At 35.7% G+C, this 25,553-nt stretch carries 24 protein-coding genes and 1 pseudogene; 1 reads left to right on the top strand and 24 read right to left on the bottom strand.

The window, feature by feature from the left end; genetic code table 11:
- Positions 1-28: 28 nt before the first annotated feature.
- The gene (locus IGI42_RS12130) at positions 29-1,039 is read right to left on the bottom strand and encodes a hypothetical protein (RefSeq protein ID WP_438716118.1); all 1,011 of its coding nucleotides are present in this window, start codon (positions 1,037-1,039) and stop codon (positions 29-31) included.
- Positions 1,040-1,281: 242 nt separating this feature from the next.
- Between IGI42_RS12130 and IGI42_RS12125 the strand changes: the two genes are divergently transcribed.
- The gene (locus tag IGI42_RS12125; protein ID WP_438716117.1) at positions 1,282-1,845 is read left to right on the top strand and encodes a DUF4839 domain-containing protein; all 564 of its coding nucleotides are present in this window, start codon (positions 1,282-1,284) and stop codon (positions 1,843-1,845) included.
- Between the two features lie 208 nt (positions 1,846-2,053).
- On the opposite strand, the gene IGI42_RS12120 is transcribed toward IGI42_RS12125, so the two are convergent.
- From IGI42_RS12120 to IGI42_RS12010, 23 genes and pseudogenes are all read right to left on the bottom strand, one after another.
- Entirely contained in the window at positions 2,054-2,560 is a 507-nt protein-coding gene (locus IGI42_RS12120) for a hypothetical protein (RefSeq protein WP_438716115.1), read from the bottom strand.
- A gap of 234 nt (positions 2,561-2,794) precedes the next feature.
- Positions 2,795-3,490, bottom strand: a complete 696-nt coding sequence (locus tag IGI42_RS12115; RefSeq protein ID WP_438716114.1) for a CPBP family glutamic-type intramembrane protease — start codon at positions 3,488-3,490, stop codon at positions 2,795-2,797.
- Positions 3,491-3,948: 458 nt separating this feature from the next.
- Positions 3,949-4,515 carry a VanZ family protein gene (locus tag IGI42_RS12110; protein WP_438716112.1) on the bottom strand — a complete coding sequence of 189 codons (567 nt, stop codon included), beginning with the start codon at positions 4,513-4,515 and terminating at the stop codon, positions 3,949-3,951.
- 102 nt (positions 4,516-4,617) lie between these two features.
- Positions 4,618-4,797, bottom strand: a pseudogene (locus IGI42_RS12105) (UDP-glucose 6-dehydrogenase); the annotation flags it as partial.
- A gap of 189 nt (positions 4,798-4,986) precedes the next feature.
- On the bottom strand, positions 4,987-6,192 hold the full coding sequence (locus IGI42_RS12100; RefSeq protein WP_438716111.1) for a polysaccharide pyruvyl transferase family protein: 1,206 nt from the start codon (positions 6,190-6,192) through the stop codon (positions 4,987-4,989).
- Between the two features lie 31 nt (positions 6,193-6,223).
- Entirely contained in the window at positions 6,224-7,729 is a 1,506-nt protein-coding gene (locus IGI42_RS12095; RefSeq protein ID WP_438716110.1) for a lipopolysaccharide biosynthesis protein, read from the bottom strand.
- Between the two features lie 43 nt (positions 7,730-7,772).
- Positions 7,773-9,128 (bottom strand): hypothetical protein, encoded by a 1,356-nt coding sequence (locus IGI42_RS12090; protein WP_438716109.1) that lies wholly within the window; start codon positions 9,126-9,128, stop codon positions 7,773-7,775.
- A 21-nt stretch (positions 9,129-9,149) separates the two neighbouring features.
- Complete coding sequence (locus tag IGI42_RS12085) at positions 9,150-10,058, bottom strand: glycosyltransferase family 2 protein (protein WP_438716108.1); 909 nt, start codon at positions 10,056-10,058, stop codon at positions 9,150-9,152.
- Entirely contained in the window at positions 10,051-11,124 is a 1,074-nt protein-coding gene (locus IGI42_RS12080) for a hypothetical protein (protein ID WP_438716107.1), read from the bottom strand. The genes IGI42_RS12085 and IGI42_RS12080 overlap by 8 nt, the downstream gene beginning before the upstream one ends.
- Before the next feature lie 66 nt (positions 11,125-11,190).
- Complete coding sequence (locus IGI42_RS12075; protein ID WP_438716106.1) at positions 11,191-11,928, bottom strand: WecB/TagA/CpsF family glycosyltransferase; 738 nt, start codon at positions 11,926-11,928, stop codon at positions 11,191-11,193.
- Between the two features lie 20 nt (positions 11,929-11,948).
- Positions 11,949-12,878, bottom strand: a complete 930-nt coding sequence (locus IGI42_RS12070) for a GDP-mannose 4,6-dehydratase (protein WP_438716105.1) — start codon at positions 12,876-12,878, stop codon at positions 11,949-11,951.
- A 134-nt stretch (positions 12,879-13,012) separates the two neighbouring features.
- Positions 13,013-14,059 (bottom strand): GDP-mannose 4,6-dehydratase, encoded by a 1,047-nt coding sequence (gene gmd, locus IGI42_RS12065; RefSeq protein WP_438716104.1) that lies wholly within the window; start codon positions 14,057-14,059, stop codon positions 13,013-13,015.
- Positions 14,060-14,107: 48 nt separating this feature from the next.
- On the bottom strand, positions 14,108-15,436 hold the full coding sequence (locus tag IGI42_RS12060; RefSeq protein WP_438716103.1) for a sugar phosphate nucleotidyltransferase: 1,329 nt from the start codon (positions 15,434-15,436) through the stop codon (positions 14,108-14,110).
- A gap of 1 nt (position 15,437) precedes the next feature.
- Positions 15,438-17,147: a phospho-sugar mutase gene (locus tag IGI42_RS12055; RefSeq protein WP_438716102.1), complete on the bottom strand. Its 1,710-nt coding sequence runs from the start codon at positions 17,145-17,147 to the stop codon at positions 15,438-15,440.
- Between the two features lie 213 nt (positions 17,148-17,360).
- Entirely contained in the window at positions 17,361-18,053 is a 693-nt protein-coding gene (locus tag IGI42_RS12050) for a sugar transferase (protein ID WP_438716101.1), read from the bottom strand.
- Between the two features lie 168 nt (positions 18,054-18,221).
- Positions 18,222-18,905 carry a CpsD/CapB family tyrosine-protein kinase gene (locus tag IGI42_RS12045; RefSeq protein WP_438716100.1) on the bottom strand — a complete coding sequence of 228 codons (684 nt, stop codon included), beginning with the start codon at positions 18,903-18,905 and terminating at the stop codon, positions 18,222-18,224.
- A gap of 9 nt (positions 18,906-18,914) precedes the next feature.
- Positions 18,915-19,703, bottom strand: coding sequence for a YveK family protein (locus IGI42_RS12040; RefSeq protein ID WP_438716099.1), 789 nt, complete (start codon positions 19,701-19,703; stop codon positions 18,915-18,917).
- Between the two features lie 979 nt (positions 19,704-20,682).
- On the bottom strand, positions 20,683-21,423 hold the full coding sequence (locus IGI42_RS12035; protein ID WP_438716098.1) for a tyrosine-protein phosphatase: 741 nt from the start codon (positions 21,421-21,423) through the stop codon (positions 20,683-20,685).
- An 11-nt stretch (positions 21,424-21,434) separates the two neighbouring features.
- The gene (locus tag IGI42_RS12030; protein WP_438716097.1) at positions 21,435-22,121 is read right to left on the bottom strand and encodes a CpsD/CapB family tyrosine-protein kinase; all 687 of its coding nucleotides are present in this window, start codon (positions 22,119-22,121) and stop codon (positions 21,435-21,437) included.
- Between the two features lie 9 nt (positions 22,122-22,130).
- Complete coding sequence (locus IGI42_RS12025) at positions 22,131-22,919, bottom strand: YveK family protein (RefSeq protein ID WP_438716095.1); 789 nt, start codon at positions 22,917-22,919, stop codon at positions 22,131-22,133.
- A 1-nt stretch (position 22,920) separates the two neighbouring features.
- Entirely contained in the window at positions 22,921-23,769 is an 849-nt protein-coding gene (locus tag IGI42_RS12020; RefSeq protein ID WP_438716093.1) for a hypothetical protein, read from the bottom strand.
- A gap of 9 nt (positions 23,770-23,778) precedes the next feature.
- A complete protein-coding gene (locus IGI42_RS12015) occupies positions 23,779-24,390 on the bottom strand; it encodes a class D sortase (protein WP_438716091.1) in 612 nt (203 codons plus the stop codon).
- 76 nt (positions 24,391-24,466) lie between these two features.
- A complete protein-coding gene (locus tag IGI42_RS12010; RefSeq protein ID WP_438716090.1) occupies positions 24,467-25,066 on the bottom strand; it encodes a hypothetical protein in 600 nt (199 codons plus the stop codon).
- Between the last annotated feature and the right edge of the window lie 487 nt (positions 25,067-25,553).

Genomic DNA, 25,553 nt, shown 5'->3' with positions numbered 1-25,553 from the left:
AGGTTGGTGTTTTCCTGAATATTCAGCATTAATCCGCAACGCCATAAGGGTCTCGTACATACGGCTCAATGCGGTTCCAGCCGATAGTATCCCCTTCATCAATTTTCTCAGCTACATAAAACTGCTCACCATCATAACATACAGCGTCTTCTACTATGCCCGCCTCGGAACGCTTACCAAGAATAAATACTGGCTCCACTAACTCGTTTTCTTTCGTAAATCCCTCTTTGATATCCGCAGCGCTCAGTTTTTCATAAGCGCCCACGTCTTCTACATTTTGGAATATAGCTGTCGATGGCTTGAGACTCTGGGCGAATTGTATGAACCCATTATAATATAATGGCTCATCTTCAAGTGCACCTTCAAATGCCACATTGGCATAATCGGTAACAAATTCATAGGTACTGTAGTCCGCATATTCGTAGATATCTTGTTTATCTGCTGGTACTTCCGCCATTGTTTTCCCTTCGTAATAAAGCGTACCATCCTTTAAAGTGATCCCCGTATCAGTGCCCGAATAACTAAATTCTTGCGGATTATACAAAGAAGGCTCGAATCGCAAAAAAGGATTTAGGGCATAATTACGATAAGGAGTCGGATCTACAACATCCTCTAGTTCTGTATAAGAATAAAAAACCTCTTCACCCTGTTCAGTTGCTACAATTCCTGATTGCAATTTGGAGCCTGGATACGGTAGTATATGAAACTGAGCATCCTCGTCTGCATAAAATAGCTGCGGTTCCTGTGCCCCATCTGCTGGTGTATCAATGGTAAATAATGTGAACTTCCCATCTTCTGTCACCGTCAACACGGCTTCATGTGCTTGTGCCTGTGCCGAATCAACAATACTCGAATAAGAAATACTTTCATTAGCAAGATAATATTTCCCCGCAATAGCTTTCGTATCCGCTAAATCTTTCTCTTCCCAATGTTTCTCAGAAATACCTACATAGTCATCCACCGAAGCCGCACCTGAACAACCTGTTAATACCAACAAAACAGTTAGTACAAAAGAACCGCTTAAGACCTTTCCCCACATATCATCCACTCCTTATTTTGTACAGCTCACTATCTATAGGTAAAATTGTATCATTAAATAAAAATGAACAAAAGGAGGGGAGATAAAACAATATGGTCACTCAAAAGTTTTTTGAACAAATGATTTAATCTTTTCACCGGCACTATATCCACTTTTTTAATTACAAACATTTCGTCATGTTAAGAAATTAAACTGGTATACTGAAGGCTGAGAATACAAGAAAAACAAAGGAGATTACCAATATGAAGACTACCTATTTTATAGGAATAGCAACCATTTTAAGCATTACCAGTTTAGCTTTAAGCGGCTGTACGAATGAGGAAGATACGGACAAAATCGTTGATTCTTCGACTACAGCTGCTCCTTCAAGTATTTCTAGCACATCGTCCACAGCTACGATTGAATCCTCAGTAGCGCAAGAAACTATCTTAACAGAACAAACCAATGCTGATTTTGCGCATATTTTACAAACCAGTGATGACTTTGAAGCCTATAGAAACTTCGCAACCAATCATAAAGACCAAACAATAGAATTTGATGGAAACATCGCTTCTATCGCAAATCACGAAGGCTATAGTACCAGATACGATATCTTAATTTACGCAGGTGATTACAGCGCAACTTCTGCTACCGGCGCATCCTTCCAATTAAAAAATGTAAGTCCGACTACCATTAACTTCACAGGGGATAATCAGCCTGATTCTTTGCAAGAAGGCCAAAACATTCATATTGTTGCAACTGTTGTCGATTATAATGACGGTGGAGATTTAATTATCATTGAACCAACCACAATCAGCATGAGATAAAATTATCAAACAGGTTAATCAACCTTTGAAGATTCAACTGAGAAAACACGACATTCTATTGAGCTATCTATATTGCATAAAGTTTTTAGGTGTAATCTGGGCTGACTGCTAGATAGCTTCCAATTAAAAGTGACCGCTATCACTCATTTGACAGCGGTCGATAGCTACTCCAGATTTTCACATTTAAAGAGAAACAGCCTGCTTCTCCCTATCCTTCAAACCCTGCATCCAGCGTGTCCACCACCGTACCATCGCTATAAACTTTCACAAATCCTAACGTTCCGGTGCCTCCTTGCTTCATGGTACTAAGGCTGGCTACTTTTACCTTTCTATACGCACCATAGTCATCGGTTCCCTGACCAGAATCAGTGTACCCAAAGTCTGGGTTTTGATCACGATTTTGCAAAATTTGAAGCGCCATTTCCGGACTTGGGGCAACTGTAAGGTCCGGTACAGGTTGATTACCAGATGGTTCAGAATTATTTGGTTGTTCAACCACTGGTGCTTCTGGTTGCTGAGAGCTAGCATCAGAAACAGTTGGCAAGGATTCGCTAGTTTCAACTTCTTGTGTACTACTTGAAGTAGCTTGTGTCGATTCAAGTGTGCTGCTTTCTGTAGTCGAATGGGTACTGTTCGTTGAGTCATTTTCTCTTCTACATCCAGTAAAGATACTTAGCAACGCTAAAGCACTGATGAGCATGATTATTTTTTTCATTAAAAACCCCTCCAATTTTGACAACTTCTCTTATGCTTTAATTGTAAGCACATTTTTTAACGTGGTCAATTAATCGCTGTTACGATCAGAGATGTTGCTAAATACTCTCGAGCAAAAAAAATGACTCTCCCACGGGAAAAGTCATTTCATTTAAAGAAAAACGAGAGCCATTAAGAATTAGATAGAAAACGAAGATTCTCCGGTTGCATTTCCATTCAGCAGTCATCTAAACGTTTAGCTAATCATTGCGTTTAAAAGAACCCCAATAAGTACGTCAAAAAAGATAATATAATCATAAATAATATGAGCATAGAATCCACCGCGGAGACTGTCAGCACTTTTCCATGCGTAATTAAAAGGAATTCTGGTCAAACCAATAACCACAATACATTGATACCAGTTCCATTGATACGTTGGTAAATGAATCATTCCAAAGAAGATGGAACTCAAGATAGAACTAATCAGAAATGCTTGATTTAAGGTTACTTTTTTGGTCAGATAGTGGAATATTGGGAAGGTGACTGCCGCTGTCGCTAATTCTTCACCAACTAAAGCTATCCAAGTTGTCAGAAAGAAAAGGACATTCAGCAATAAACTATTTTGTTCTATCAACTTTACAACCGGATTTTCACTGGTAGTTGTATTCAATAGAAAAGGTTCAAGTTTAGCCGCAATTAGTGCAAGGACAAAACTTAGAATCATAGCCAGCAGAATATACCTTACAGAACCCTTTCTAACTGGCTGCAACATTTTTTTAAACGTATCCGATCCAAATTGAAGAATGAGTGCAACAGAACAAAAAAAGGCAAGAAATAACCAACTGAACTTCCAATTGGTATGCATCCGCAAATAAAGCCCTAAAATAACAAGTACCGGCATGGCAATTACTCCAGCAGTGTTCAGCTTTGCTCGCTTGATTGTCTCTAGCATATTAATCATCTCCTTTTTATTAATTATACAGCATTGATTACACGCGATCCACTAAGCATTGACTGTTCTATAAAAACGAACCTGTCCTTTCGAAAGCAAAAAATCCCTTTATTAATCCCTTGAACAACTTATCTAATCCTGACAAAAAAATAACAAAATTATCGCAAATATCCTATTAATCTTTTGAACACAGTCGATGAAATTATAGGATTTTCTCAGATATCGAACAACTTATTGTAGATGAACCGTCAATCATATCTTGATCCTGATAATTTCACATTATTGCCTCCTCTGACTTACTTTGATGCCCATCACATCCCACTAAAACGGCGACTTGCGAACCTAGAATCCCGATCAAACGACCTTCAAAAAAGATCAAAGCAATGATCAACCTACCAGATCGTGACCATAAAAAAAGCCAGTGAAATGACGAAAAACATCGTCTATTCACCAGCTTCTTATCTTACAAACTGCTTCTTCAATTTCATACACACCTGATAACCCGCCATACAGCCCGCAAAGTTCGTCAAAACATCCCAGATATCAAACGTCCCAAGATAGAAAACATATTGCAACGTCTCAATCCCAAAAATCGTTACCAACGACAACACAACCGTTTCCCACCGCTTCGCTCGCATCCCATACAAAACACCCAGCGGAATAAAGTAACAAATATTCAGCACAAACTCAATCACTGCCGCCGGCGACATCAATGGTATATTAAAAATATTCAAGTTCAACGCATGATAATGCTCCGCCTTAGTAAACAACACAATAAACATCAGTAGCGCATACACACTATAAAACAAGTACAAATAAATCGACCACAACTGCCGCTTCTCCCATTGAATATAGAACAACCACATACTCAAAAACAAAAACGCCCACAGCGCCTCATCCGTATAAACAAAACGATACATCATCCCCGCCAAGCGCGGATAATGCATCAATGTCGGTAGAACTAAATAGTAAATAATGCCAAAGCTGGCAATAAATGATAGAATCCCCGCAATGATTTTTTTCATATAGAGCCTTTCAAGGTTTTTGGTTATTATAGCAGAAAAGCCCTACTTGCGATAGAATGTCTAAGGCAAGCCGGACTTTTCTTATTAATAATATAAAAATTACTAATCTCTCCCAAAAATATCGCGAGTGTAGACTTTTTCCTCTACATCTTGTAATTTTTCCTCGTAACGATTGGAAACAATCACATCAGAAATTGATTTAAACTCTGCTAAATCTTTAATTACACGCGAACCATAGAAAGTATCTTCTTCTAAAGTCGGTTCGTAAACAACTATTTCGATTAAGTAAAAGAAGACAACTAAGAATATTTCCTTAAAAGCGTATTAAAAATGATCTTTTATAAATCATCTCTAATCTACAACACTAAAATTTTCTATTTTTTCTACGTTGCAAATGAAACCCTTTTGTTTTCTGAACCATACATGACTGTAGCTAGTAATGCTTGTTTAAACAGGATATTCTAAAATATATTACTTTTTTATCCCATCCATGATGACTTTGGATATATTGTCAAAATTTTTACTAACTTTCTTTTTAACAAATTTTGATTGATAAGCTAGTTTTTCTTCAGGTGTTTTCATAGCTTTTCTAGCCGAAATAAATATTTGATCATATTGAACCGAGTATTCTTGATCTGGAACAGAATAGTCTTTGAGAAATTCTGTTAGTTTGCCTATTCTTTTATCAATAGCAACAGTTGGAACGTTGTAAGTTAATGCTGTAATATTCCCATGCAAACTAGTCCCTATGAATAATTTCGAATGTGATATTACATACATAGTTTCGAAAATATTAACATCAAATAACAAAATTTTACTTTTAAGATTCTTTTTTCTGTTCATCACACTATAAAGTTTTTTCAAAGGAATGTTGTCTTCATGTAAGGCAGCTTTACCAATTGGTAACAGTACTAACTTCAAATCCTCACTTTCCAGTATTTTAGTCAGCTCTTTTTCAATAATGCTTAAATTTCCATTCGAAAATTTCTTCCCTATTTGAAAAACAATATATTCAGTTCCATCAATTTGTTCAAAAATTTCTTTTGAAGCATTCTCTTGAAGCCATGTCTTAGGGTAAATATCCGACATTATATAGGCTGAATCAGGATACTCGTAGACATCTTCAACACCTATATCTTTTAAATTTCTATAAGTTAATGAATCTCTCACTGAAATGTATGAAGATGACTGTAAATCTTCAAGATAATTTTTGCTTATGTTTGAGTAAAAATCTTCTTGTGTGCCCGACACTGTATTGTATATTACTGTTTTAATATTTTTTGTTCCAGACCTGAAAGTCCACGGGTAGTTCATAAATTCATAGTTCAAAGCTCGTTTAGAGATCTTCTCAATAAAGTTTATGCTAAATACTTTTTTTAAAAATCGACAAACAAAAACTTTTAGTTTTCCAGTTTGCAAATGAATGTAAGTATCCGCCCAAGAAGCTGTAAGAGTTTCCCCACCGACAAATATAATAACATCAAAGCTTGAATCTAATTGAGATAACGACTTGCACAAAAAACCACCTGATGGTCTCATATCAGCTTCAGTTGACCCAAAATATTCAAACTCCACATCAGTAGGAAGTCTCCTCATTAATTCCTTCTCAACAATCATTGGAAAAAGCAAATCTCCGTAATTATACCTATCAATTGCACCAACTAAAGCTATTTTCATTTCTATTATTTACCACCTTGTCAATATTTTTTCAATTCTTTACTCTTCTGAAAATTGAAAAAAGTAGTTCTCTTTCTTCTAGTGAAGAAGAAGTAAATATATATATTATAAAATATAAAAAAGAATAGCAGACAGCGTACAAAGCAATCCCAATCATGCCATTTGTCCCAACTAACGATTTGAAGAAAAATATGCTAAAAGTTGCTAAAGTAAATGGTATTAAAAGATTTTTGATGCTGTTCCAATACAATTTCATATCTAATGACATCTTTTTTTGATAGTACCAATTCATCAAAAATATATTTGCTAAGAATGTATACACAATAAATCCGATCATCACATATCTTATACCATAACCTTTAACTAACAAAATAGTAATTAATAAGTCAATTACTGCACAGGTAAAATATGCAATTGAACGGAACTTATGCCTATTTTGAGACTGCTGGATAGCAACTCCCAAGTTTTGTGCCATTGGAAATAGTGCTGGCGCAATCATCATTAGCAAAATAACGTAACTATATTGATTGTTCTCGCCGGCCCAAATAATTATAAACTCTTTGCCTACAACTATAAATCCTCCCAAGAAAAACGAAAGAAGAATAAATTGTATTCTTCCAACCTTTATCATGAGTTTGGTTAGCGTTAAACCCGAGGCCTTCTCTGCAACTAACTTATTTACATATGGCAGGAATACAGTGCTCAAGGTCGAAGACAACATAACAAATAGATTTTTCAGTTGTAGTGCCACCGAATAAGTAGCTACAGAAGATGAACTATCATACATCCCCAAGATAACACTAGGACCTTGATTCAAAATTATTTCAACTACTTGGGTCATAAAAACGAAAAAAGAAAATGAAAGTACATCTTTGAATAAATTCAAATCAAAATTATTGAATGAAAAGCGCATATTCAATCTAACAATTGAAAACCGAGCATTTAATATTAAAAATATTGTCGTTACTAAAGTTTGACCTATCACTATAGAAATTGATCCATATCCTAATAGAACTAAAGGGACAGTTATCAAAGGAACAAAAACAGACTGAGCTATTTGCCTAGACTGCTGAAATTTAAATTCTTCATGTACTAGAATATTAGAATCAAATACAGATGAAATGAAAGTTAACGAAATGTTAATTGTCATTAATATCATTAATACTTTCACTGTTCTAATTTCTACAGAATTCAATCCTTCAGAAAAAATTACATCGGAATATTGTGCAATAAATCCTCCAACAATTAGACAGACTAATGACAATATTACAAAGATCGTCAGAAACATACCATTGAGTTGGTTGATTTTATTGTAAGACTTTTCTGTTTGGTATTTTACGTGAAATCTTACATACGCTACCCCCATTCCCATTGAAAGAAGTGAAAGAGTCATTATTAACGAGTTGGCCATCTGGTACAATCCATAATCAGATTGACCTAAGTACCGAAGAAGAAATGGTGTATATATCAATACAACTAAATTTTTAATTACGATATTCAAATATGAGAGCGCAGCCCCTGTTTTTCTTTGTGACATCTATTCACCTTATTTCACTTTCACTAAGATAATACTTTTATTCCTATAATCCAAAAATATCTGTTTTCAATTTTTTTCTTTGCACAAATAACAAAGCTATCATTACTGGAAAAGAAGCTCCACCAAAGTAGAAATAGGACTGTGTACTAGAAATAATTAGTCCATATATGAAAAGGAGAAGAAAGTATGCATGCTTTTTCCTTATTCTGCGCTCAAATGATACTGCTATACAAATGATTAATGTAACGTAAAACATCAAGACACCTATCACTCCGTAGTAATATTTAACTTCAAACACCCCTAAGTCAGACAAATACATACCTCGTTGAGTACCAATGAGATGCTCATTATTGATATCCCCATTATTTATTCCGCCTAAGCCGAGTACTTCGTTTCCTTTCAGATTTCCTTCATAAAAGTTCTGTTCATACTCCCGGAACCCAATATTATTATTAGTGTCTGTACTACCAATGTCACCAAGATAATAATCTAAAAAGCTATTACCTAATGGAGTTGCTATCAGCATTGAGGCAAAAATTATCACTATCGAAACTACAATAGGCTTCGCTTTGATTTTTGTAAACAGAAGGATCCCAAGAATAAAAGTTGCTATTACCGAAATAAGCGAGGCTCTTCCTTGGTTGATAAAAATAATTTGTACAAAAAAACCTGTGATGAACATAAGCCGTTGAATAGTAATCTTCTGAGTTATCATTCTGATCCATACAATCGTTGCAGCAAAACGCGTTATTGTGATGGGAACATAGAGTCGATAGCCCAGTCTCATGTTGACAGCCCCCTCAAAAATTATTGGACCGCCTGCATACATCAATATCCACTGTGATATTGAAATTAAAATTATTGCTACAGCGATTCTTGTAATGTAATACTCGATTTTTTCTAGCGGATTATCTTGTCTATAAAGACCTAAACCAACTAATGGTAACAAAATGAAGGGTATTACTCTTCTTTGCGTAAAAATAGTCATTAATATACTTTGATTGGTATTACTTACACCCTTGATACTTCCAATGATTAGTAATGCAAACCAGCCAATTGCTATCAATAATAAACTACTAAAAAAAAGCTTAGGAATTCCTTTTCTTAGCGAGAAAAATATAAAGATGATCAAACATAGTATAGATATATCAACCACTTGAATACTAAAGAATATAATATTCACTTTTTGTGGTAACAAACCGGAAAGAGATTCTCCGAACCAAAAACTCCAAAAAATAGCAATCATAGGATTCTTGATACATTGTACAGAAATTACGAACAATGTTGCTACTATCATCCCGCCGTTTAATAAAGGATTTATTTTCGATGCGACTAGAAGAGCAGTTAATAAAAATATTGTTAATATCTCCTGTTTTGTAAGAAACCTTGAGTCCATCATATCTTTTCTTCTTATCCTCTCTTACCAATTAGCAATCTTGTTCTTATGCTTTAAACTAATTAACTTATTAATTATTCGCTTTTCAAATATAGAGTAACTATTAGCTATATCCAAAATTAAATTTTGCGCTTTCGACAAATCTAGATATCTTCTTCTAAAATATTGTTCAGATTTTGTCATGGCTGCAAACTTCTTAACCGATCCTATGCTCTTAGAATAGTCATGTCTATGTTCGAATACTAAATCTCTAATTAATCCTACTCTCAGTCCTTCTTGTTTCATTCTTTCATACAAAACTTGTTCTTCATAGTATAAGAATATATTTTCGTCTAAATAACCAATTTTTTCTAAACTTTCACTTCTAAATATCAAAAGGCAGCCCCATATTACTTCACACTCAAAAATTCTATTTGAACAGCTTTTTACATCTTGAACTGTTTTATCAATTTGTATTTGAAGATTCTTATTACTGCTAAAATATCTTGTGATGAAAAAAGAATAACTTAGCATTTCTAAAAATGAAGGAATCTTTTTGTGTTGTAACTCATTGTATACCCCTTTTTCATTAGTATGCATTGGAGCAAGAACACCAAATTTTTTATCTAATAAACTAAGTCTAAAGGCTTCGAGTAGTATTGGTTTTTCAATCCAAATATCTGGGTTAGCGATTGCTACCACATTGCATTCGCACTTATCAATTAGATATTTTAATCCTATATTATTACCTGCAGAGTAGCCAGAATTTTTATTATTAAAGATTACTTTTATTCCGTATTCATTTAAAGACTTTAGCACTTCCTTAGAATCCTCAGTAGAATTATTGTCGACTACACAGACTTGCAAATTATTGTCAAAAGAGTTAATATGTTTAGCTAAAACAGTAGTCAGTTCAGCCTGATTGTAGTTCAAAATTACTACTCCACTATTCATCAATTTCATCACCTAATGCTCTCAAAAAGCTTTTTTCTATTTTCTTGTCGGAAAAATCTTTCAAAAATTTGTCAAATTCGTTTGACCTTTCATCAAGATTTACTTCCCAATTTAATATTATCTTTATAAGCTCCTCATATGTACTGAAACTTTTAACTAGAAGAGGATATTGGGTTTCAAATTCTCTCACAACTTCAATATCATTTCCGATAAAAGGAGTTCCTAATGATAGTGAATCTATTATTGTTCCTGAAGACCTAGCGTAAAAATCTAGCGAAAAGAAACGCAAAAATGAATCGCTTTCGGAAATTATATTTTCATATTTTGAATCAGGTAAAAAGCCGCTAAAGATTTTTACATAGCCATCATCGTATTCATTTGAATTATCTTTGATAATAATCTTTATGTCATTTTTTTTGAAAATTTTTCTCTTCTCTTCGTCTTCAATTAATTCGTGGACCCACTTTTTCTCGTTTGTTTCGCTTATAGAAACTATTTTTTTGATTTTTCCAACACTACGCTTTATATGCTTTATCTCTCTTGTGATGGGGAGATTCATTAAAAATATGTTTTCTCCTGCAAAATCACTTAATTGAGAAATTAGATATTTTTTTATGAATTCATGAAAAACAATATGTCTACATAGCATGAAAGTTCTGTGATATTTTGCTTTAAAAAAGTAAGTGCCAAATTTCTTAAAATCACGATCAATATCATTATGATGAAAAGCTATCACTTCTGTCCTTTTTGATATTTTATTAATAAAAAACGAAAGACTTCTATACTCATATGACAATAGCAAAACTTTGTCTATTTTTTGTTTTTTAACAATTTTCAAAATTAAAAATGTAGTACAAAGAAACCCTATTATTCTACTAAACTTATTGGATTGTTGGTTGTAATTACTTGTGTTTATTTTTGTACCTTCTATGTAGTCAAATATTCCATACTTATTATCAATGAAAACAAGATCATAATCATTTACTAACCATGAAACTATTTTCTTGTTAAGCACTTTGTGTGCTTTAATAAATTCGGTGTCTACAACTAAAACAGTCGGTTTCATTTGATAGCTATCCTCCGCAAAAAAATTCCTTTTCATTTTTAAAGCAATCAATGTTTTTTGAATTTCTCAACTATATTTTCTTATGATGGGTAAAATTTTGATCGCATCATTCAAGTATCTTTTTATCAATCTATTTGGTTCTTGAGAAATTCTATACATCCATTCAAATCCATGATCACACATCCATTTTGGTGCGCGTTTAACATTTCCAGCTTCAAAATCAATCGTTGCGCCGATTGACATACTTATTGGAACATTTAGCTCATCTAAATAATTATATATAAATTTTTCCCCCTTAGGAGATCCTAGAGAGACAGCCAATATGTCTGGAGAATTACTTTTTATATTTTCAATGATTGCCTCTACTTCTTCCTGATTTTCTTCAAACCCGTATCTTGGAGAATATGTCCCGACAATTTTTAAATCTTTATATTTTGCACAAAGATTTTCACCTGCTTTATCAGCAACACCTTCAGCTGCTCCTAGGATGAAAATAGAGTAGCCCTCTTTCGCTGCCATTTCACAAATCTTTGGAAACAAATCTGATCCAGAAATTTTTTCGATAATTGGATTTTTTTTAAACTTAGAAATCCATATTAGCGGCTTTCCATCAGCTAAAACTAAAGACGCATTCTTATATATGTCACGGAATACATCATCTTCTTCTAATAAAACTATATGATCTAAATTGGGAGTAACCAAATACTTCGCTTCTTTTTTATCTATCAATTTTTTTACTTCTTCAACAGTTTGTTCCAACGTCAAATTATCGATATTAGTATTCAAAAAGTTTATCTTAGGCATTGTTCTCCTCCGCTTCGAAGCTATTTTTCATCGAGATAATACTCATACATTTCTCTCAGAGCATTGAATACAGTATAATTGGGTTGCCAACCTAATTCTTTTTTTATTAAACTTGTATCAGCTTGTATTACAGGGGTGTCTACAACACGAATTCTATCTAAATTTTTTTTAACCGTTATCTTTCTTGAACTCATGCCTATTATAAAGCTTAGTAATTCCTCTAATTCATAAGCTACTCCAGAACCTACGTTATAAATCGTATTAAAATTTTCATTTTCTATAATCAACCTATAAGCTCTAACTATATCCTTTACATGGCTGAAGTCTCTTCTAATAGAAATATTCCCTACTTCAATTACACCGTTTGAATTACTTTTTTCAATTTCAGCTATCTGTTTACAAAAACTTGGTAACACAAAAGTTTCCTTTTGTCCGACACCAGTATGATTAAAGGGGCGTACTTCATATACTTTAATGCCATATTGTTCTCTGTAAAGGGAAATAAAATTGCCTTGAGTAATTTTTGAAATACCGTATGGATTATTTGCATTTAGACGATTTTTCTCTGTTATCGGACCTTCGTTCGCTTCATATTCCTCACTGGATCCAATGAACATTATTTTAGGATTATTATTGCTACTTCTCACAGCCTCAAGTATATTAATAGTCCCCAAAACATTGACTACCACAGTTGTTTGTGGATTATTCCAAGAATAACCCACGCTACTAATTCCCGCTAAATTTACGATCATTTCTGGTTTTATTTGAGTTATCACCTTCAAAACTTCTTTTTGATTTGTAATATCTGCTTCAAAAAACGGAACCGTATCTTGTAACAACCGAGGTCTCTTTAAGTCAGTTCCATATACCGTATATCCAGCATCTAAAAATTCTTGTGTTAAGTACGAACCTACGAAACCACCTATTCCAAATATTAGAATCTTTGCCATTATTTACGCTTCCTCCTTTATACTTGTATTTAGCTCTATGCAAAAATGAACACAAGCTTTTTATGTAATATATAAGAAGGTGAAACTATACTTATTTGTACAGTTTCACCAGCAAAAAAGATATTAAATAGATCTTATTTAAAATGATCTTCAGCTTCTTTTTTTGCAATATTCAAATCATGTTCTGCCATGATACTGCATAATTCCTCATAACTAGTCTGAAGTGGGTTCCATCCTAAAACTGTTTTAGCCTTGTTTGGATCACCCCACAAGTTTACAACATCAGTAGGTCTGAAAAATTCAGGGCTAACACAGACAATCATCTTCCCAGTCTTTTTATCATATCCCTTCTCATCCATTCCAGTACCTTTCCATTCAATTTCTATTCCATTATGTGCAAAAGCTAAAGTAGTAAATTCTCTAACCGTATGTTGAACTCCAGTAGCAATAACAAAATCATCTGGTTTATCTTGTTGTAGCATTAACCACATACATTCTACGTAATCTTTTGCATAGCCCCAGTCACGTAGAGAATCTAGATTCCCTAGTTCAAGATATTCTTGTAGACCTGTAGCAATTCTACCTGCAGCTAAAGTAATTTTTCTCGTAACAAAATTTTCTCCACGCCGTTCAGATTCATGATTAAATAAAATACCATTACATGCATACATGTCATAAGCCTCTCGATACTCTTTCACTATCCAAAAACCATATTGCTTTGCAACAGCATATGGGCTGTATGGATGAAACGGGGTGTCTTCATTCTGAGGACACTCTTCAACTTTCCCATAAAGTTCTGAAGTAGAAGCTTGATAAATTCGACATGATTCAGTTAGATTCAACATACGAACAGCTTCTAAAATACGTAAAACACCTAGTGCGTCTACATCACTAGTATATTCTGCAGCATCGAAACTAACACCCACGTGGCTTTGAGCTGCTAAATTGTAAATTTCATCAGGTTTTACTTCTGCAATAATTCGTATGATACTTGATGAATCAGACAGATCTCCGTCATGAAGAATCACTAAGTTTCTATCGATAAGATGCTGTATACGCTCTGTTGTTGAGACGGATGCTCTTCTAATAATTCCGTGTACCTCGTATCCTTTTTCGATTAGTAACTCAGCTAAGTAAGATCCATCTTGCCCGGTAATTCCAGTAATCAAAGCTCTTTTCATATATCTCATACCCCATTCTTATTAATTTTATTTTTTATAATCTAAGTTCTATACATCATTGTATTCGAGTTTATGTTTTCTTTTGTCCACAACGCTGATTGAGTTACCTAATTGAACTTCAATCAATTCTAAATCGGGACTATTCGCTACTAACGAATGCTTCATCCCTCTAGGTATTTCTAATGTATTTCCCTTTTTAAGGACATATTCAATGCCTTCAACAATTGCCATACCTTCTCCAGAAATAATCGTCCATACCTCATCCCTGTTGTCGTGACTATGGTAACTCATTGATTCGCCACATCGCATTGATATTTTTATAGTCATAGAATCACTTTGCATGTCAATAACCTTATATGTACCCCACGATTTTTCTGCAAACATAGTACCGTGTCTAAGATTTTCAACAAATGGTTTCATATACCCACTTCGTTCTTTATCAGAAACCAATATTCCATCGTTACTTGCAGCTATGACCATATCTTCGCAACCTAAAGCAATAATAGGAACATCTAACTCATTGATTATCTGTGTATTCTTACAATAATCATCCATAACAGCTTCACCTTTTATGTTGTCAGCCATTACTTCTGTCATCATATTCCAAGTTCCGACGTCTTTCCAATCACCGTTGTATCGTATTACTTCAATATTTGTTTCTTTTTCAACAACTCCATAGTCAAAACTTGTCTTTTCAATGGTTTCATATTTATCGTACAATTCTTCATATGTCTTGAAGTCTACTAGTTCATGAGCTATATCAACTAAGTAACCAAGTTTAAACGCAAAAATGCCAGCATTCCATAAAGCATTTTGATTAATATACTTTTCAGCAGTTTTGGTATCTGGTTTTTCTTTGAACTCGTTTACTTTACTTACGGAAGATGGTGAGTTTGGAATTATATATCCATATTTTTCACTTGGATAAGTAGGTTCAATACCTAGCAAAGTTAAGTTCGATTCATTTTTGTTGACATTTTCTTCTATTTTCTTAAAAGCTTCAAAATATGAAATATCTACATATGGATCTACTGGACAAACAATTACATTTTCATCTTTAGGTATTTTTTTCTTCTCCTTCAGATATACCGATGCCAATAATATTGCCGGAAAGGTATCCCGTCGGCATGGTTCCACGCATATTGACACTTTGTCTCCTAATTGATTTTTTATAGCACTTGCTTGAGATTTACTTGTTGCGATAGTTACGTTTGTTTCCGGATTAACTAATTGTATCTGTCTATAGACACGTTGAACCATTGACTCATATTGGTCATTATCATCTTTGAACAATTTGATAAATTGCTTACTCCTTACATCATTCGAGAGAGGCCAAAGCCTTTTTCCACTTCCACCGGAAAGTAAAATAATATTCATTCTATAACCCCACACTTTTTTCTAATTTCTTCATCAGACATTGACGAACACTCTCCAGTTTAACTACAGCGCTATTCTTGTCTGAACTTTTTATGCTATAGTATACCTTGATTTTGGGCTCTGTTCCTGAGGGTCGAATTGCTATCCATGATTCATCCTCTAAGACAAATTTTAGAACATTTGAAGAAGGTAACGCACCAAAAAGAATATCTTCTTCTACCCCAACTAAATAGTCGATCTTTCTCTCAATATCTTTGAACGGTGAAGGTTCGTTTCTAAGTGTATACATCAGCTTATCAATTTGCTCACTGCCTTCTTTTCCTTCAAAGGTAATACTATCTAAAAAATCTAAATAATAGCCAAATTCAGAATATATTTCCTTCAATCTTTCAACTAAAGAAATACCTATATTTTTATAAAAAGCAGCCATTTCACAAATCAGAATACAGGAAACTACTGCATCTTTGTCTCTAGAATGAGAACCAGTAAGGTATCCATATGACTCTTCATATCCAAAAAGGAAGTCGAAATCGTAGTTAGGATTTTTGTTAGTTTTAGCTGTTTCAAATTGTGTGATTTTTTCTCCTATAAATTTAAATCCTGTTAGTGTTGAAAAAACATTTACACCTTTTTTCTTTGCAATTTCAGCTCCCAAATCTGAGGTAACAATTGTTTTTATTACAGCTGGATTAACATAGTCTTCCAAGTTCGTAGTAGACAAAATATAATCCATTAATAGCGCACCAATTTGATTTCCTGATAGTAATTGATATTTATCACTTTCTACCCTTATTGCCACCCCCACACGATCACAATCAGGGTCAGTTCCCAGAACTATGTCTGCATCAACCGATTTAGCAAGATCAATACCTAAAGTTAGTGCAGCTCTATCTTCTGGATTTGGAGAAGAAACTGTCGGAAAATCTCCATTTTCATCAGTTTGTTTTTGAACTACACTCACTTTTTTAAATCCATCTTGCTCTAAACCCACTGTTATTGGGATATAACCAGTACCATGTAAAGGTGTATAAACTATACTCAAATCTTCCTTTGAATTATTTTCACTGAATCTGCTTTGTTTTAAGACAGCATTTACAAACTCTTTAGTATCATCAAAAGTTACTATATTATTTTCATTTGAATCAAATTTTATTGTTCGATAATCTACTACTTCATTTACATATTTAATCACTTCATTTGCGACTTCAGGAACTAATTGACAGCCAAATTCATCATATACTTTGTATCCATTGTATTGTTTAGGGTTATGACTTGCCGTGATGACTATACCAGCCAGGCAATTATTTCTCTTTACAGAGAAACTAACTTGAGGAGTAGGTCTTGGCTCAGAATACAGGTATACTTTGAAACCCATAGCGCTAAATACACCTGCAACAATTTCCCCGTATGTTTTACTATTATTTCTTGTATCATATCCAATTGTTACTCCTCGTTCATTACACTCACTAATTCCAAAAGTATTGATAAGATAATTACCGAGACCTTTTGTTGCTTTTCCAATAGTATACTTATTAATTCTATTTGTACCTGCTCCCATAAGCCCTCTCAGGCCACCGGTACCAAATTCTAACTCTTTGTAGAATCTATCCTCGATCTCAGAAGTCTCTTTTATCCCTAACAACTCCCTTTGTGTATCCGCATCAAAGAAAGAGTCATTTATCCATTGTTCATATTTCTTTAAATATTCCATCCTATATTCTCGCCAAGCTTTCTATAAAATTTATCTATATATATTAATCAAAAAAAACTTAATTAAATAACATAACGCCGGATTATAAGTAATAAAGCACTCTGCGCAACTAAGCTCAAAGCACTTTATAAAAACAGATAAATGTTTCTATCAAATTTTGTTATTACACATCATCTTTTTATGTCTATTAAAGTGCTTAGCCCACATAATCCTTTAATACGCACCATTTGGCTTAACCATCACTTTGACAGTCTTCCAAATAATCGCAATGTCGTTCATCAAACTTTGTTCCTTAATATACTGAATATCCAGCTCTACCATCTCTTCAAAGCCCGTTTCATTTCGACCACTAACTTGCCATAAACCAGAACAACCTGGCTTAACTAATAGCCGCTGCATATCATATCGACTATATTCTTTAACCTCTCTAGGCAGAGGCGGCCTTGGTCCAATCAGGCTCATGTCTCCTCTAAGAACATTTAGTAATTGAGGCAGTTCATCGATACTCTTACGACGAATGTATTTCCCAATCTTTGTTACTCGGGGATCATCTTTCATCTTGAACATGGCACCTTCAATTTCGTTTTTAGATAATAATTCTTCAAGCTTTTCTTCTGCATCGACACACATTGAGCGGAATTTATACATAGTGAACTCTTTGCCATTTTTTCCAACTCTTACTTGATTAAAGAAGATCGGGCCATTAGGCTCTTCTTTCTTCATCAAAATTGCCACAATCAAAAATACCGGACTTAGACACACTAATCCCACTGCACTTAACACAATATCGATTATGCGTTTCACACATTGATAGCCAATACGATTGTTAACCTCATCTACATCTACCCAAACTGTTTTTACTTTGCCAACAGGCGGAACGTCTTCTTTTGCCACATGTTTGTCCATCTTCATTGCTCCTTCACATTAACTCCTAGTAATTAAAAGGTGGATCATTGTTCTTACTTCCCCCAACACATCTGATCCCAATTTTTCTAACAGTTCTTCCCCAAAATGCTTTTTTATGTACTCTATCCTTTAGTTAAAATCCCGAACCTAAAAACGTAAGACCTCATCCTAGCCGTAATAATAGCCGAGCGATTCTGCATTTTTCTTCCCGTTGTAAACAACACCTAGGATATTCGCTTTCGCTCGTGTTAACAGCTCTTTTGCTTTGATTACTTCTTGTTTTTTTGTCTTTCGCTCACGAACTACTAACAGCGTTCCGTCGGTGTGAGCAGCTAAAATCTGTGCGTCAGTCACTGCTGCGACCGGTGGCATATCATAGAGGATCACATCGAATTCTTCTTCCATAAACCGCATAAGATCTATCATGCGCTGTGAACCCAATAACTCGGATGGATTAGGCGGTTTAGGTCCACTGGTCATGACATACAAGTTCTCAATCTCACTTGTTTGATAATAGTCGTCAATCGCTGCTTCACGATTCGTTAATAGATTGCTTAATCCATTTACGTTGGACAAACCAAAGCTAATTGCAATACTTGGCTTTCGTAAGTCTGCGTCCACTAACAGAACTTTGCTTCCGGCTTTTGCAAAAACAATCGCTAAATTCGCTGCGGTTGTCGATTTCCCTTCATCTGGACCTGATGAAGTGATCACAAGCGTCTTGATTGCTTTGTCTGCAGACGAAAAGTTGATATTGGTCCGAATCGTCCGATATTGCTCAGTAGTAGTCGAGAAGCTATTGGTTGCTGCCACAAGCGCAACTGGTAAAATTTCATTTTTCTTCTTTGCCATAGCTTCCTCCTACACTCGACGTCGCGCTTTTCGTCGGTCATACTTCTGGTCAACAGGGATTACTGGTATTTCTACCTGCGAACTTTGAATGCTCCGACTGGCAGTTAATTCTTTCTTGCTCATTTCCATTACTTGTCCCAAGATTGGCAAGTCCAGTGTCTCGGCAACAAAGCGTTCATCTTTAACCGTCTTATCTAAAAGTTCTAGTAAGAAAGCAATTCCTACACCTAACATGATTCCAATTGCCGCTCCAATTAATAAGTTCAACTTATTATTAGGAAAGACTGGATTCGTTGCTGTTTGAGCGTTAGAGGTAATCGTTACTTTACTGACTCCTAAAACTTCTTGGGCTTTTTCTTGAAAAATCTGTGAGACTTTATTTGCGATCACCGCAGCCTCTTGTGGATGTTCCGCCGTTACGACAACTTGAAACATCTGTGAGTTTTGCGATTGTTCGATCGTCACCATATCCTTGAGCTGCCCACTTGTTAGACTATAACTATTTTCTGCCTGTAGCTGATCACGAGCAGTGTCCATGACAAGATCACCCATAATCATATCTTTGTATGTATTAATCAGCAGAACATTTCCATTGATATCATTTTGTAAATTAGTAGTTTGACTCTCACCTACATTTGATTGCACAATCATCTGTGTTGAAGCATTGTATTGAGGCGTAATAATGAAAAACGTGACCATTCCAGCAATTAAAATCCCTGCTAACATAGTCGCTAGAATCATACCCGCACGCTTTTTTAAAATACCGAATATTTCCCCTAAGCTAATTGTTTCTTCCATGCTATTCTCCCTTTAACTGACTAACAATTTTTGCGGTATAAGATTTTACTGCTAAAACTAGTGTGAACACTAAGTAGTAGAAGTTAAACCAAGACCTTCGATTAGCTAGTGATGTAGCGTTGCCTATCTTCAAACATACGCTTTATTCAGTCAATTCCCTCAGTGAACCAGGTGTCCACAGCCCTGTTCGTCTAAGTAATTAGATTCCCATTGGTGTAGTTCACTGTTGTTTCTTGGCTTTCGGTTTCTTTCATGAATAGTTACATCTACAATGCTAAAAGTATTATTAATCCTAACACATATTACAAAGGTTACAATACCACTAGAACAATTAATAACGTATATATGATACTTTCATTTAGAGATCAATATTTCTAATATTTCCACTTTTGGTTAATCCAGCAGAAAACCTTGTCAAAACCTGTTATTTTAAAAAAACTGTTTTTGATGGTTCTTATGATTTGAAAACGGAAGAACTGGCTTTTTTTATGGTTTCTGTATTCCCGCTTAAGTTAATTACCTGCCGCGGTTAACCCTCGTGCTATCTGCTTCAATCAAGCTACTAGCAGCTTTTTTTACAGAACGATCTTTTACTCTAACAAGATTGGGTACTTTAACCTATTTGATGTGCAAAACAACAAAAAATATCAGAATCAACAGTATTTTCATAACGAACCCGCTTGACCGATATCGGGATGTTTTAACTATTGTTTAACTATCATTATTATAAAAAAATAACGTTTTTTAAATAGCGTGTTGAAATCAAACAAATCGTTTTTTTATACAAAAACGGCATATTTAAGGTTAGTCAAATGCCTTTTTGATATATATAATAAAAAAACGAAAAATTTTTTTGCCCTCTTTGGCAAAAATATAGCGAAAATCGTTTTTTATTATTTTCATTACTTTCAGCCTTAGTTTCGAACTCTTGCCTTGTCGTTTTCAGTAAAGTTAGAAGTTCGTTGCATGCTTTCCTACCCTAAATTAGCTCCCGATAATTAAAAGGGTCTACTGGATCGCCGTTCACTACATCTCTGCTCATCTGGTCCATTTGTTCCCAGTGTTTTTCCCCGAAATGTTTGATTATGTATTCGGAAGCTTCCTTCAAATAAAAATCCCGCTGCTTCAAGCGGTGTGCGTCTGAGGCAACCATCTGCACAAGTCCACTTTCAACGAGTTGATGGCTCAGCTTTTGCACAGATTTTCCAAATATTCCTACGATACTTGGTGCGGTTAATTGGGCTAAACAGCCCATATTCAGAAAACTTAATAACTGATTTGGCTCTGCTTGAAAACCAAGATTGCGCTCTGGATGTACAATGATTGGTACGTGCCCCAATTGACATAACTCATACAACACAGACTCTGCATAATAAGGAATCTCTGCTGTTGGAAATTCAATTAGTAAGTATCGATCCGTTACATCCACGAAAAGAATACGATCCTCTTCAATTTCTTGGACCAATTGATCATGTATTCGTACTTCTTGTCCTTCAAACAAAGTCAAAGGAATACCTTGCTCCTCCAAGATGGTTTGTAACTCCTCGACCGCAGGAATTATCTCAGCCTTCGGATTTTGATAACGCCTGTTATGGTGAGGGGTGCAAAGGATGTGGGTGATTCCTTGCTTCACAGCTTTCTTTGCCATTTTGATACTGTCATCCACCGTTTGGGCGCCATCATCGACTCCCGGTAGAATATGACAATGTAAATCCAACATCCTTGTTCCTCCTAGCCGTAATAATAGTAACCAGCCGAATCGCCTTTTTTCTTTCCGTTATACACAACGCCTAAGATATTTGCGTTCGCCCGTGTTAATAATTCCTTTGCTTTGACGATATCTTGCTTTTTCGTTTTGCGTTCGCGAACCACTAGCAAGGTTCCATCGGTGTGAGCTGCCACAATTTGCGCATCGGTAACTGTTACCACCGGCGGCATATCAAAGATAACTACATCGAAGCTTTCCCGCATGGTATTCATCAGGTCCACCATCCGTTGTGAGTCTAGAAGCTCAGAAGGATTTGGCGGTTTAGGACCACTAGTCATCACATACAAATTCTCAACATCACTTGTTTGATAATAGTTGTCAATCGAAGCTTCCCGATTGGTTAATAAATTACTTAACCCCGTTGCGTTTGGTAGACGAAAACTAATCGCTAGACTTGGTTTGCGTAAATCAGCATCTACTAAGAGCACTTTACTTCCGGCTTTAGCGAAGACCACTGCCAAGTTAGCGGACGTTGTTGATTTTCCTTCAGATGGTCCTGAAGAAGTAATCACTAATGTTTGAATATCTTTATCCGCAGAAGAGAAATTGATATTGGTCCGGATGGTCCGATATTGCTCGGTAGTAGTTGAGAAATTATCGGTCGCTGCAATTAGCGCAACTGGTAATATTTCACTTTTTTTCTTTGCCATAACTTCCTCCTACACTCGTCGCCGAGCTTTTCGTCTGCTGGAATCTTGTGGTGCGGGTGCAACATGTTTGGTTACTTGTGGACTTTGAGCCGTCCGGCTGCTGCTTAATTCTTTTTTATTCATTTCAACTACTTGTCCTAATATCGGTAAGTCTAGTGTTTCTACTACGAAGCGTTCGTCTTTCACTGTCTTATCTAATAGTTCCAATAAAAAGGCAATTCCTACACCTAGCATGATTCCGATTGCTGCACCGATTAACAAGTTTAGCTTGTTGTTTGGTGAAACGGGAGCGGTTGGTGTTTGAGCATTAGACGTAATCGTTACTTTGCTTACGCCTAAGACCTCTTGGGCTTTTTCTTGGAAGATTTGTGAGACTTTATTTGAGATTACTGCAGCTTCTTGCGGATGATCCGCTGTTGCGACCACTTCGAACATTTGTGAGTTTTGCGATTGCTCGACTTCCACCATGTCTTTTAGCTGAGCACTAGTTAAGCTGTAGCTATTTTCTGCTTGTAATTGATCCCGGGCGGTGTCCATAACTAGATCACCCTTGATCATATCTTTGTATGTATTAATCAGCAGAACGTTCCCGTTGATATCGTTTTGTAAATTCGTATTTGGATTTTCAACTGCACTTGATTGGACAATCATCTGCGTTGACGCACTATATTTGGGGGTAATGATGAAAAAAGTAACGATACCTGCAATTAAGATACCCGCTAGCGTAGTAACAAGTATCATACCGATTCGTTTCTTTAAGATGTCAAAAATTTCCCCTAAGCTAATTGTTTCTTCCATTCTATTCTCCCTTTAACCGACTAACATTTTTGCGACGTAAAAATTCACTAACTACTATTAAAAGAATAGCGACCACCAGACTGATGATTCCCGCCTTAACAAAGGTTAAATCGAAAGCTTTCAAGTAGCTGGTGATAAAGTGATACATCCCTTCAGACATAATACCTAATCGATCGATGACACCGCTGAAGTAGATATATAGCGGCAAGACCGTCAACATCAATCCAGCACCACCAACCGCGACTGCTGCAAAGCGAACCTTGCGATGCAACCAGCGACTAGTCACCATTAACCCGATAAAGACAAGTAAAAAGGCCACCCCAACAATGATCATTAACAGCGTCAATGTTTGATTGTAAGCCATCACTTTTTGCCCGTATTCTAATAGGTAGGGAATTGCGACATAAGACTCAAAAGCGCCTGCCGCAGTAGCATTCAACTGATCAATATTGGTTTGGGCTGCTTCATCGATATCAATTCCTTGTTCGGCAGCATAACGTTCAACTGCTGTCTGAATATTGCCTTCCAACGTTTCTTGGCCCACGATATTAAACGGAACCCCCGTATAAATGCCGCGAATATAATTATCGACATTTTCAGCTACCACTTCTGCCGGTACGACATCTGCTAACTGTTCAGGTGGAATATTACTTCCTCGTCCATAGTCTTGGATGCGCTGGGTGATATCATTTTGTACTCTCGTAACATAATTGGTCTGATGGATCTGATCCACCATAAACTCTTGGTTAAAAAGGGTTGCCTTTACACAAACAAGGGACAATAGCGAGAATAGTAACAGAGAACTGATGAAAGCTAGTACCCAACGTGCAATTTTTCTTGATGCGTTCATCGATCTCTCCTATTCGTTCTCATTAATTATTGGTCCTGATGTGTATTCAGCGGTAACAAATAACCGTTCATCAGTCATTCCTAAGCTATCGATGGGATAGCAAGTATATAAGAGCGCCACACGTCTATCTCGTTGATAGATTAATTCGTTGACGTTTTGGTCATCTTTATTTGCGACTTCTTTAGTGGAAACAGTAAATACATAATTGCCATAACTTGTCTGGATCTGAATTTCATCACCGACATTAATCATCGCTAGTTTTCCAAAGCCGTCGACATTATGCCCGCCAATTAAGCTTGTCCCCTGTTCACCAGGATAGACAGAACCCATGAATTGTCCGGCACCTAAGCGTAATAGTTCATCAGTATCTCCAAAATACAACGGAACATCCAATCCGATTGGTGAAACAAGTACTCGACCATATTGTTGTCCCCCAACTGGATAAGCCAGTTCACTAGAAGGAAGCTCATTGTTTTCATTCACTTTTGCTTGAACTTCTTCCTCTTTTACCGCCGTGAAGTCTTCTGCTGCTTGCGCATCAAAAGTTGGCGCATCGGTTAGTAAGAATAATTGTATGGTTGATGTCACGAATTGAATGACAGGTTTTCCGATTACGTACATGAGAGAGTATCCGACCACTAAAAAAACAACTGGGGCAACAATTGCCGCCCCAAGTCTCTTTAGCCAAGAAGTTTTCTTAGGCAACACGCTTTTTAGCTACGACAAACGCACCTGCTGCGAGTACCAATAAACTTCCGAATGATGCGAAACTTACAGCGTAATTAGCGCCAGTTTGTTTCACTGCACTACCAGAAGCGTAAACAGTGTTTCCACCTTTAGCTGTAGTAGTTGTACCAGTTCCTGCTGCGTTTTCATAGATACGCACGCTGCCAGGACTAAATGATACAGATAGTCCTAGTACTCTTGCTGCATCAACAACAATGTTTTTCAACTGATTGATCACATCACGTGGGAACGCTTTGATCAAGTCAGTTAATGAACTAATGCCATCAACATTCACGTTTTGACGTGCAGCAATTTCACGTGCTTGTTGGATGTAACCAACAACCGCATCAACATTAGCAGTAGAGACATCGTGTTGTTTCAAGTAGTTCTCTGCTTGAGCACGATCTGAAGCAGTAAAATTAAATGTTTTACCACTTACTGTAACGCCTTTGTCCATCTCTGTTAAAATACGTTGCTCGTCTGCTGTGATCGCGCCATCCGCGTGTGCAGAAGGGACAGCTAGTAAGAATACCGCCATTACTGCTAAAACAACACTAACAAGTTTTTTCATTCGACAGACCTCCTTTTTCTTTTTATTTGGAAAAGAGTCAACTCTTATTCCCTGTCAATTATTAGTAATCGATTAAAAAAACATACGCCTTCCATTTGCTTATAGAACGGAAAGAGCCATTTTAATCAATCACTGTCCACATTATACGTTTATCTTTTGAAAAATACAACGAAAGTGTGATAACCATATAATAAAAAAACATTGAATTCAGATATTTCAACATCGATATTCATTTGATTGCTATAGTTTCACTTGACCGAATATTAAGAATTTTGTTTAATCCATAAGATTATCTTGCTAAAATACAGGAATTCAACTTTTCACACGTTTAAAACGTTAAATAATTTACAATTTCATTTTCATAATCACATTATTTTTTCTTTGATGTTTCCCACGATATTTCCATAAAAAAACACAATCGGAAAGCCTGTCCATCTTTGATCAAGCAATAGTAACATTTTTATATATAAATTTTTTCTAACAATTG

Source organism: Enterococcus sp. AZ109 (genome assembly GCF_051714625.1).
Taxonomy (GTDB): Bacteria; Bacillota; Bacilli; order Lactobacillales; family Enterococcaceae; genus Enterococcus_A.
This window is presented reverse-complemented; position numbering and strand designations above follow the sequence as displayed.

Excerpts from the sequence above, each read along its gene's own strand:
- IGI42_RS12130 (WP_438716118.1), bottom strand. The coding sequence starts at position 1,039 with ATGTGGGGAAAGGTCTTAAGCGGTTCTTTTGTACTAACTGTTTTGTTG.
- IGI42_RS12125 (WP_438716117.1), top strand. The coding sequence starts at position 1,282 with ATGAAGACTACCTATTTTATAGGAATAGCAACCATTTTAAGCATTACC.
- IGI42_RS12120 (WP_438716115.1), bottom strand. The coding sequence starts at position 2,560 with ATGAAAAAAATAATCATGCTCATCAGTGCTTTAGCGTTGCTAAGTATC.
- IGI42_RS12115 (WP_438716114.1), bottom strand. The coding sequence starts at position 3,490 with ATGCTAGAGACAATCAAGCGAGCAAAGCTGAACACTGCTGGAGTAATT.
- IGI42_RS12110 (WP_438716112.1), bottom strand. The coding sequence starts at position 4,515 with ATGAAAAAAATCATTGCGGGGATTCTATCATTTATTGCCAGCTTTGGC.
- IGI42_RS12100 (WP_438716111.1), bottom strand. The coding sequence starts at position 6,192 with ATGAAAATAGCTTTAGTTGGTGCAATTGATAGGTATAATTACGGAGAT.
- IGI42_RS12095 (WP_438716110.1), bottom strand. The coding sequence starts at position 7,729 with ATGTCACAAAGAAAAACAGGGGCTGCGCTCTCATATTTGAATATCGTA.
- IGI42_RS12090 (WP_438716109.1), bottom strand. The coding sequence starts at position 9,128 with ATGATGGACTCAAGGTTTCTTACAAAACAGGAGATATTAACAATATTT.
- IGI42_RS12085 (WP_438716108.1), bottom strand. The coding sequence starts at position 10,058 with ATGAATAGTGGAGTAGTAATTTTGAACTACAATCAGGCTGAACTGACT.
- IGI42_RS12080 (WP_438716107.1), bottom strand. The coding sequence starts at position 11,124 with ATGAAACCGACTGTTTTAGTTGTAGACACCGAATTTATTAAAGCACAC.
- IGI42_RS12075 (WP_438716106.1), bottom strand. The coding sequence starts at position 11,928 with ATGCCTAAGATAAACTTTTTGAATACTAATATCGATAATTTGACGTTG.
- IGI42_RS12070 (WP_438716105.1), bottom strand. The coding sequence starts at position 12,878 with ATGGCAAAGATTCTAATATTTGGAATAGGTGGTTTCGTAGGTTCGTAC.
- gmd (WP_438716104.1), bottom strand. The coding sequence starts at position 14,059 with ATGAAAAGAGCTTTGATTACTGGAATTACCGGGCAAGATGGATCTTAC.
- IGI42_RS12060 (WP_438716103.1), bottom strand. The coding sequence starts at position 15,436 with ATGAATATTATTTTACTTTCCGGTGGAAGTGGAAAAAGGCTTTGGCCT.
- IGI42_RS12055 (WP_438716102.1), bottom strand. The coding sequence starts at position 17,147 with ATGGAATATTTAAAGAAATATGAACAATGGATAAATGACTCTTTCTTT.
- IGI42_RS12050 (WP_438716101.1), bottom strand. The coding sequence starts at position 18,053 with ATGGACAAACATGTGGCAAAAGAAGACGTTCCGCCTGTTGGCAAAGTA.
- IGI42_RS12045 (WP_438716100.1), bottom strand. The coding sequence starts at position 18,905 with ATGGCAAAGAAGAAAAATGAAATTTTACCAGTTGCGCTTGTGGCAGCA.
- IGI42_RS12040 (WP_438716099.1), bottom strand. The coding sequence starts at position 19,703 with ATGGAAGAAACAATTAGCTTAGGGGAAATATTCGGTATTTTAAAAAAG.
- IGI42_RS12035 (WP_438716098.1), bottom strand. The coding sequence starts at position 21,423 with ATGTTGGATTTACATTGTCATATTCTACCGGGAGTCGATGATGGCGCC.
- IGI42_RS12030 (WP_438716097.1), bottom strand. The coding sequence starts at position 22,121 with ATGGCAAAGAAAAAAAGTGAAATATTACCAGTTGCGCTAATTGCAGCG.
- IGI42_RS12025 (WP_438716095.1), bottom strand. The coding sequence starts at position 22,919 with ATGGAAGAAACAATTAGCTTAGGGGAAATTTTTGACATCTTAAAGAAA.
- IGI42_RS12020 (WP_438716093.1), bottom strand. The coding sequence starts at position 23,769 with ATGAACGCATCAAGAAAAATTGCACGTTGGGTACTAGCTTTCATCAGT.
- IGI42_RS12015 (WP_438716091.1), bottom strand. The coding sequence starts at position 24,390 with ATGTACGTAATCGGAAAACCTGTCATTCAATTCGTGACATCAACCATA.
- IGI42_RS12010 (WP_438716090.1), bottom strand. The coding sequence starts at position 25,066 with ATGAAAAAACTTGTTAGTGTTGTTTTAGCAGTAATGGCGGTATTCTTA.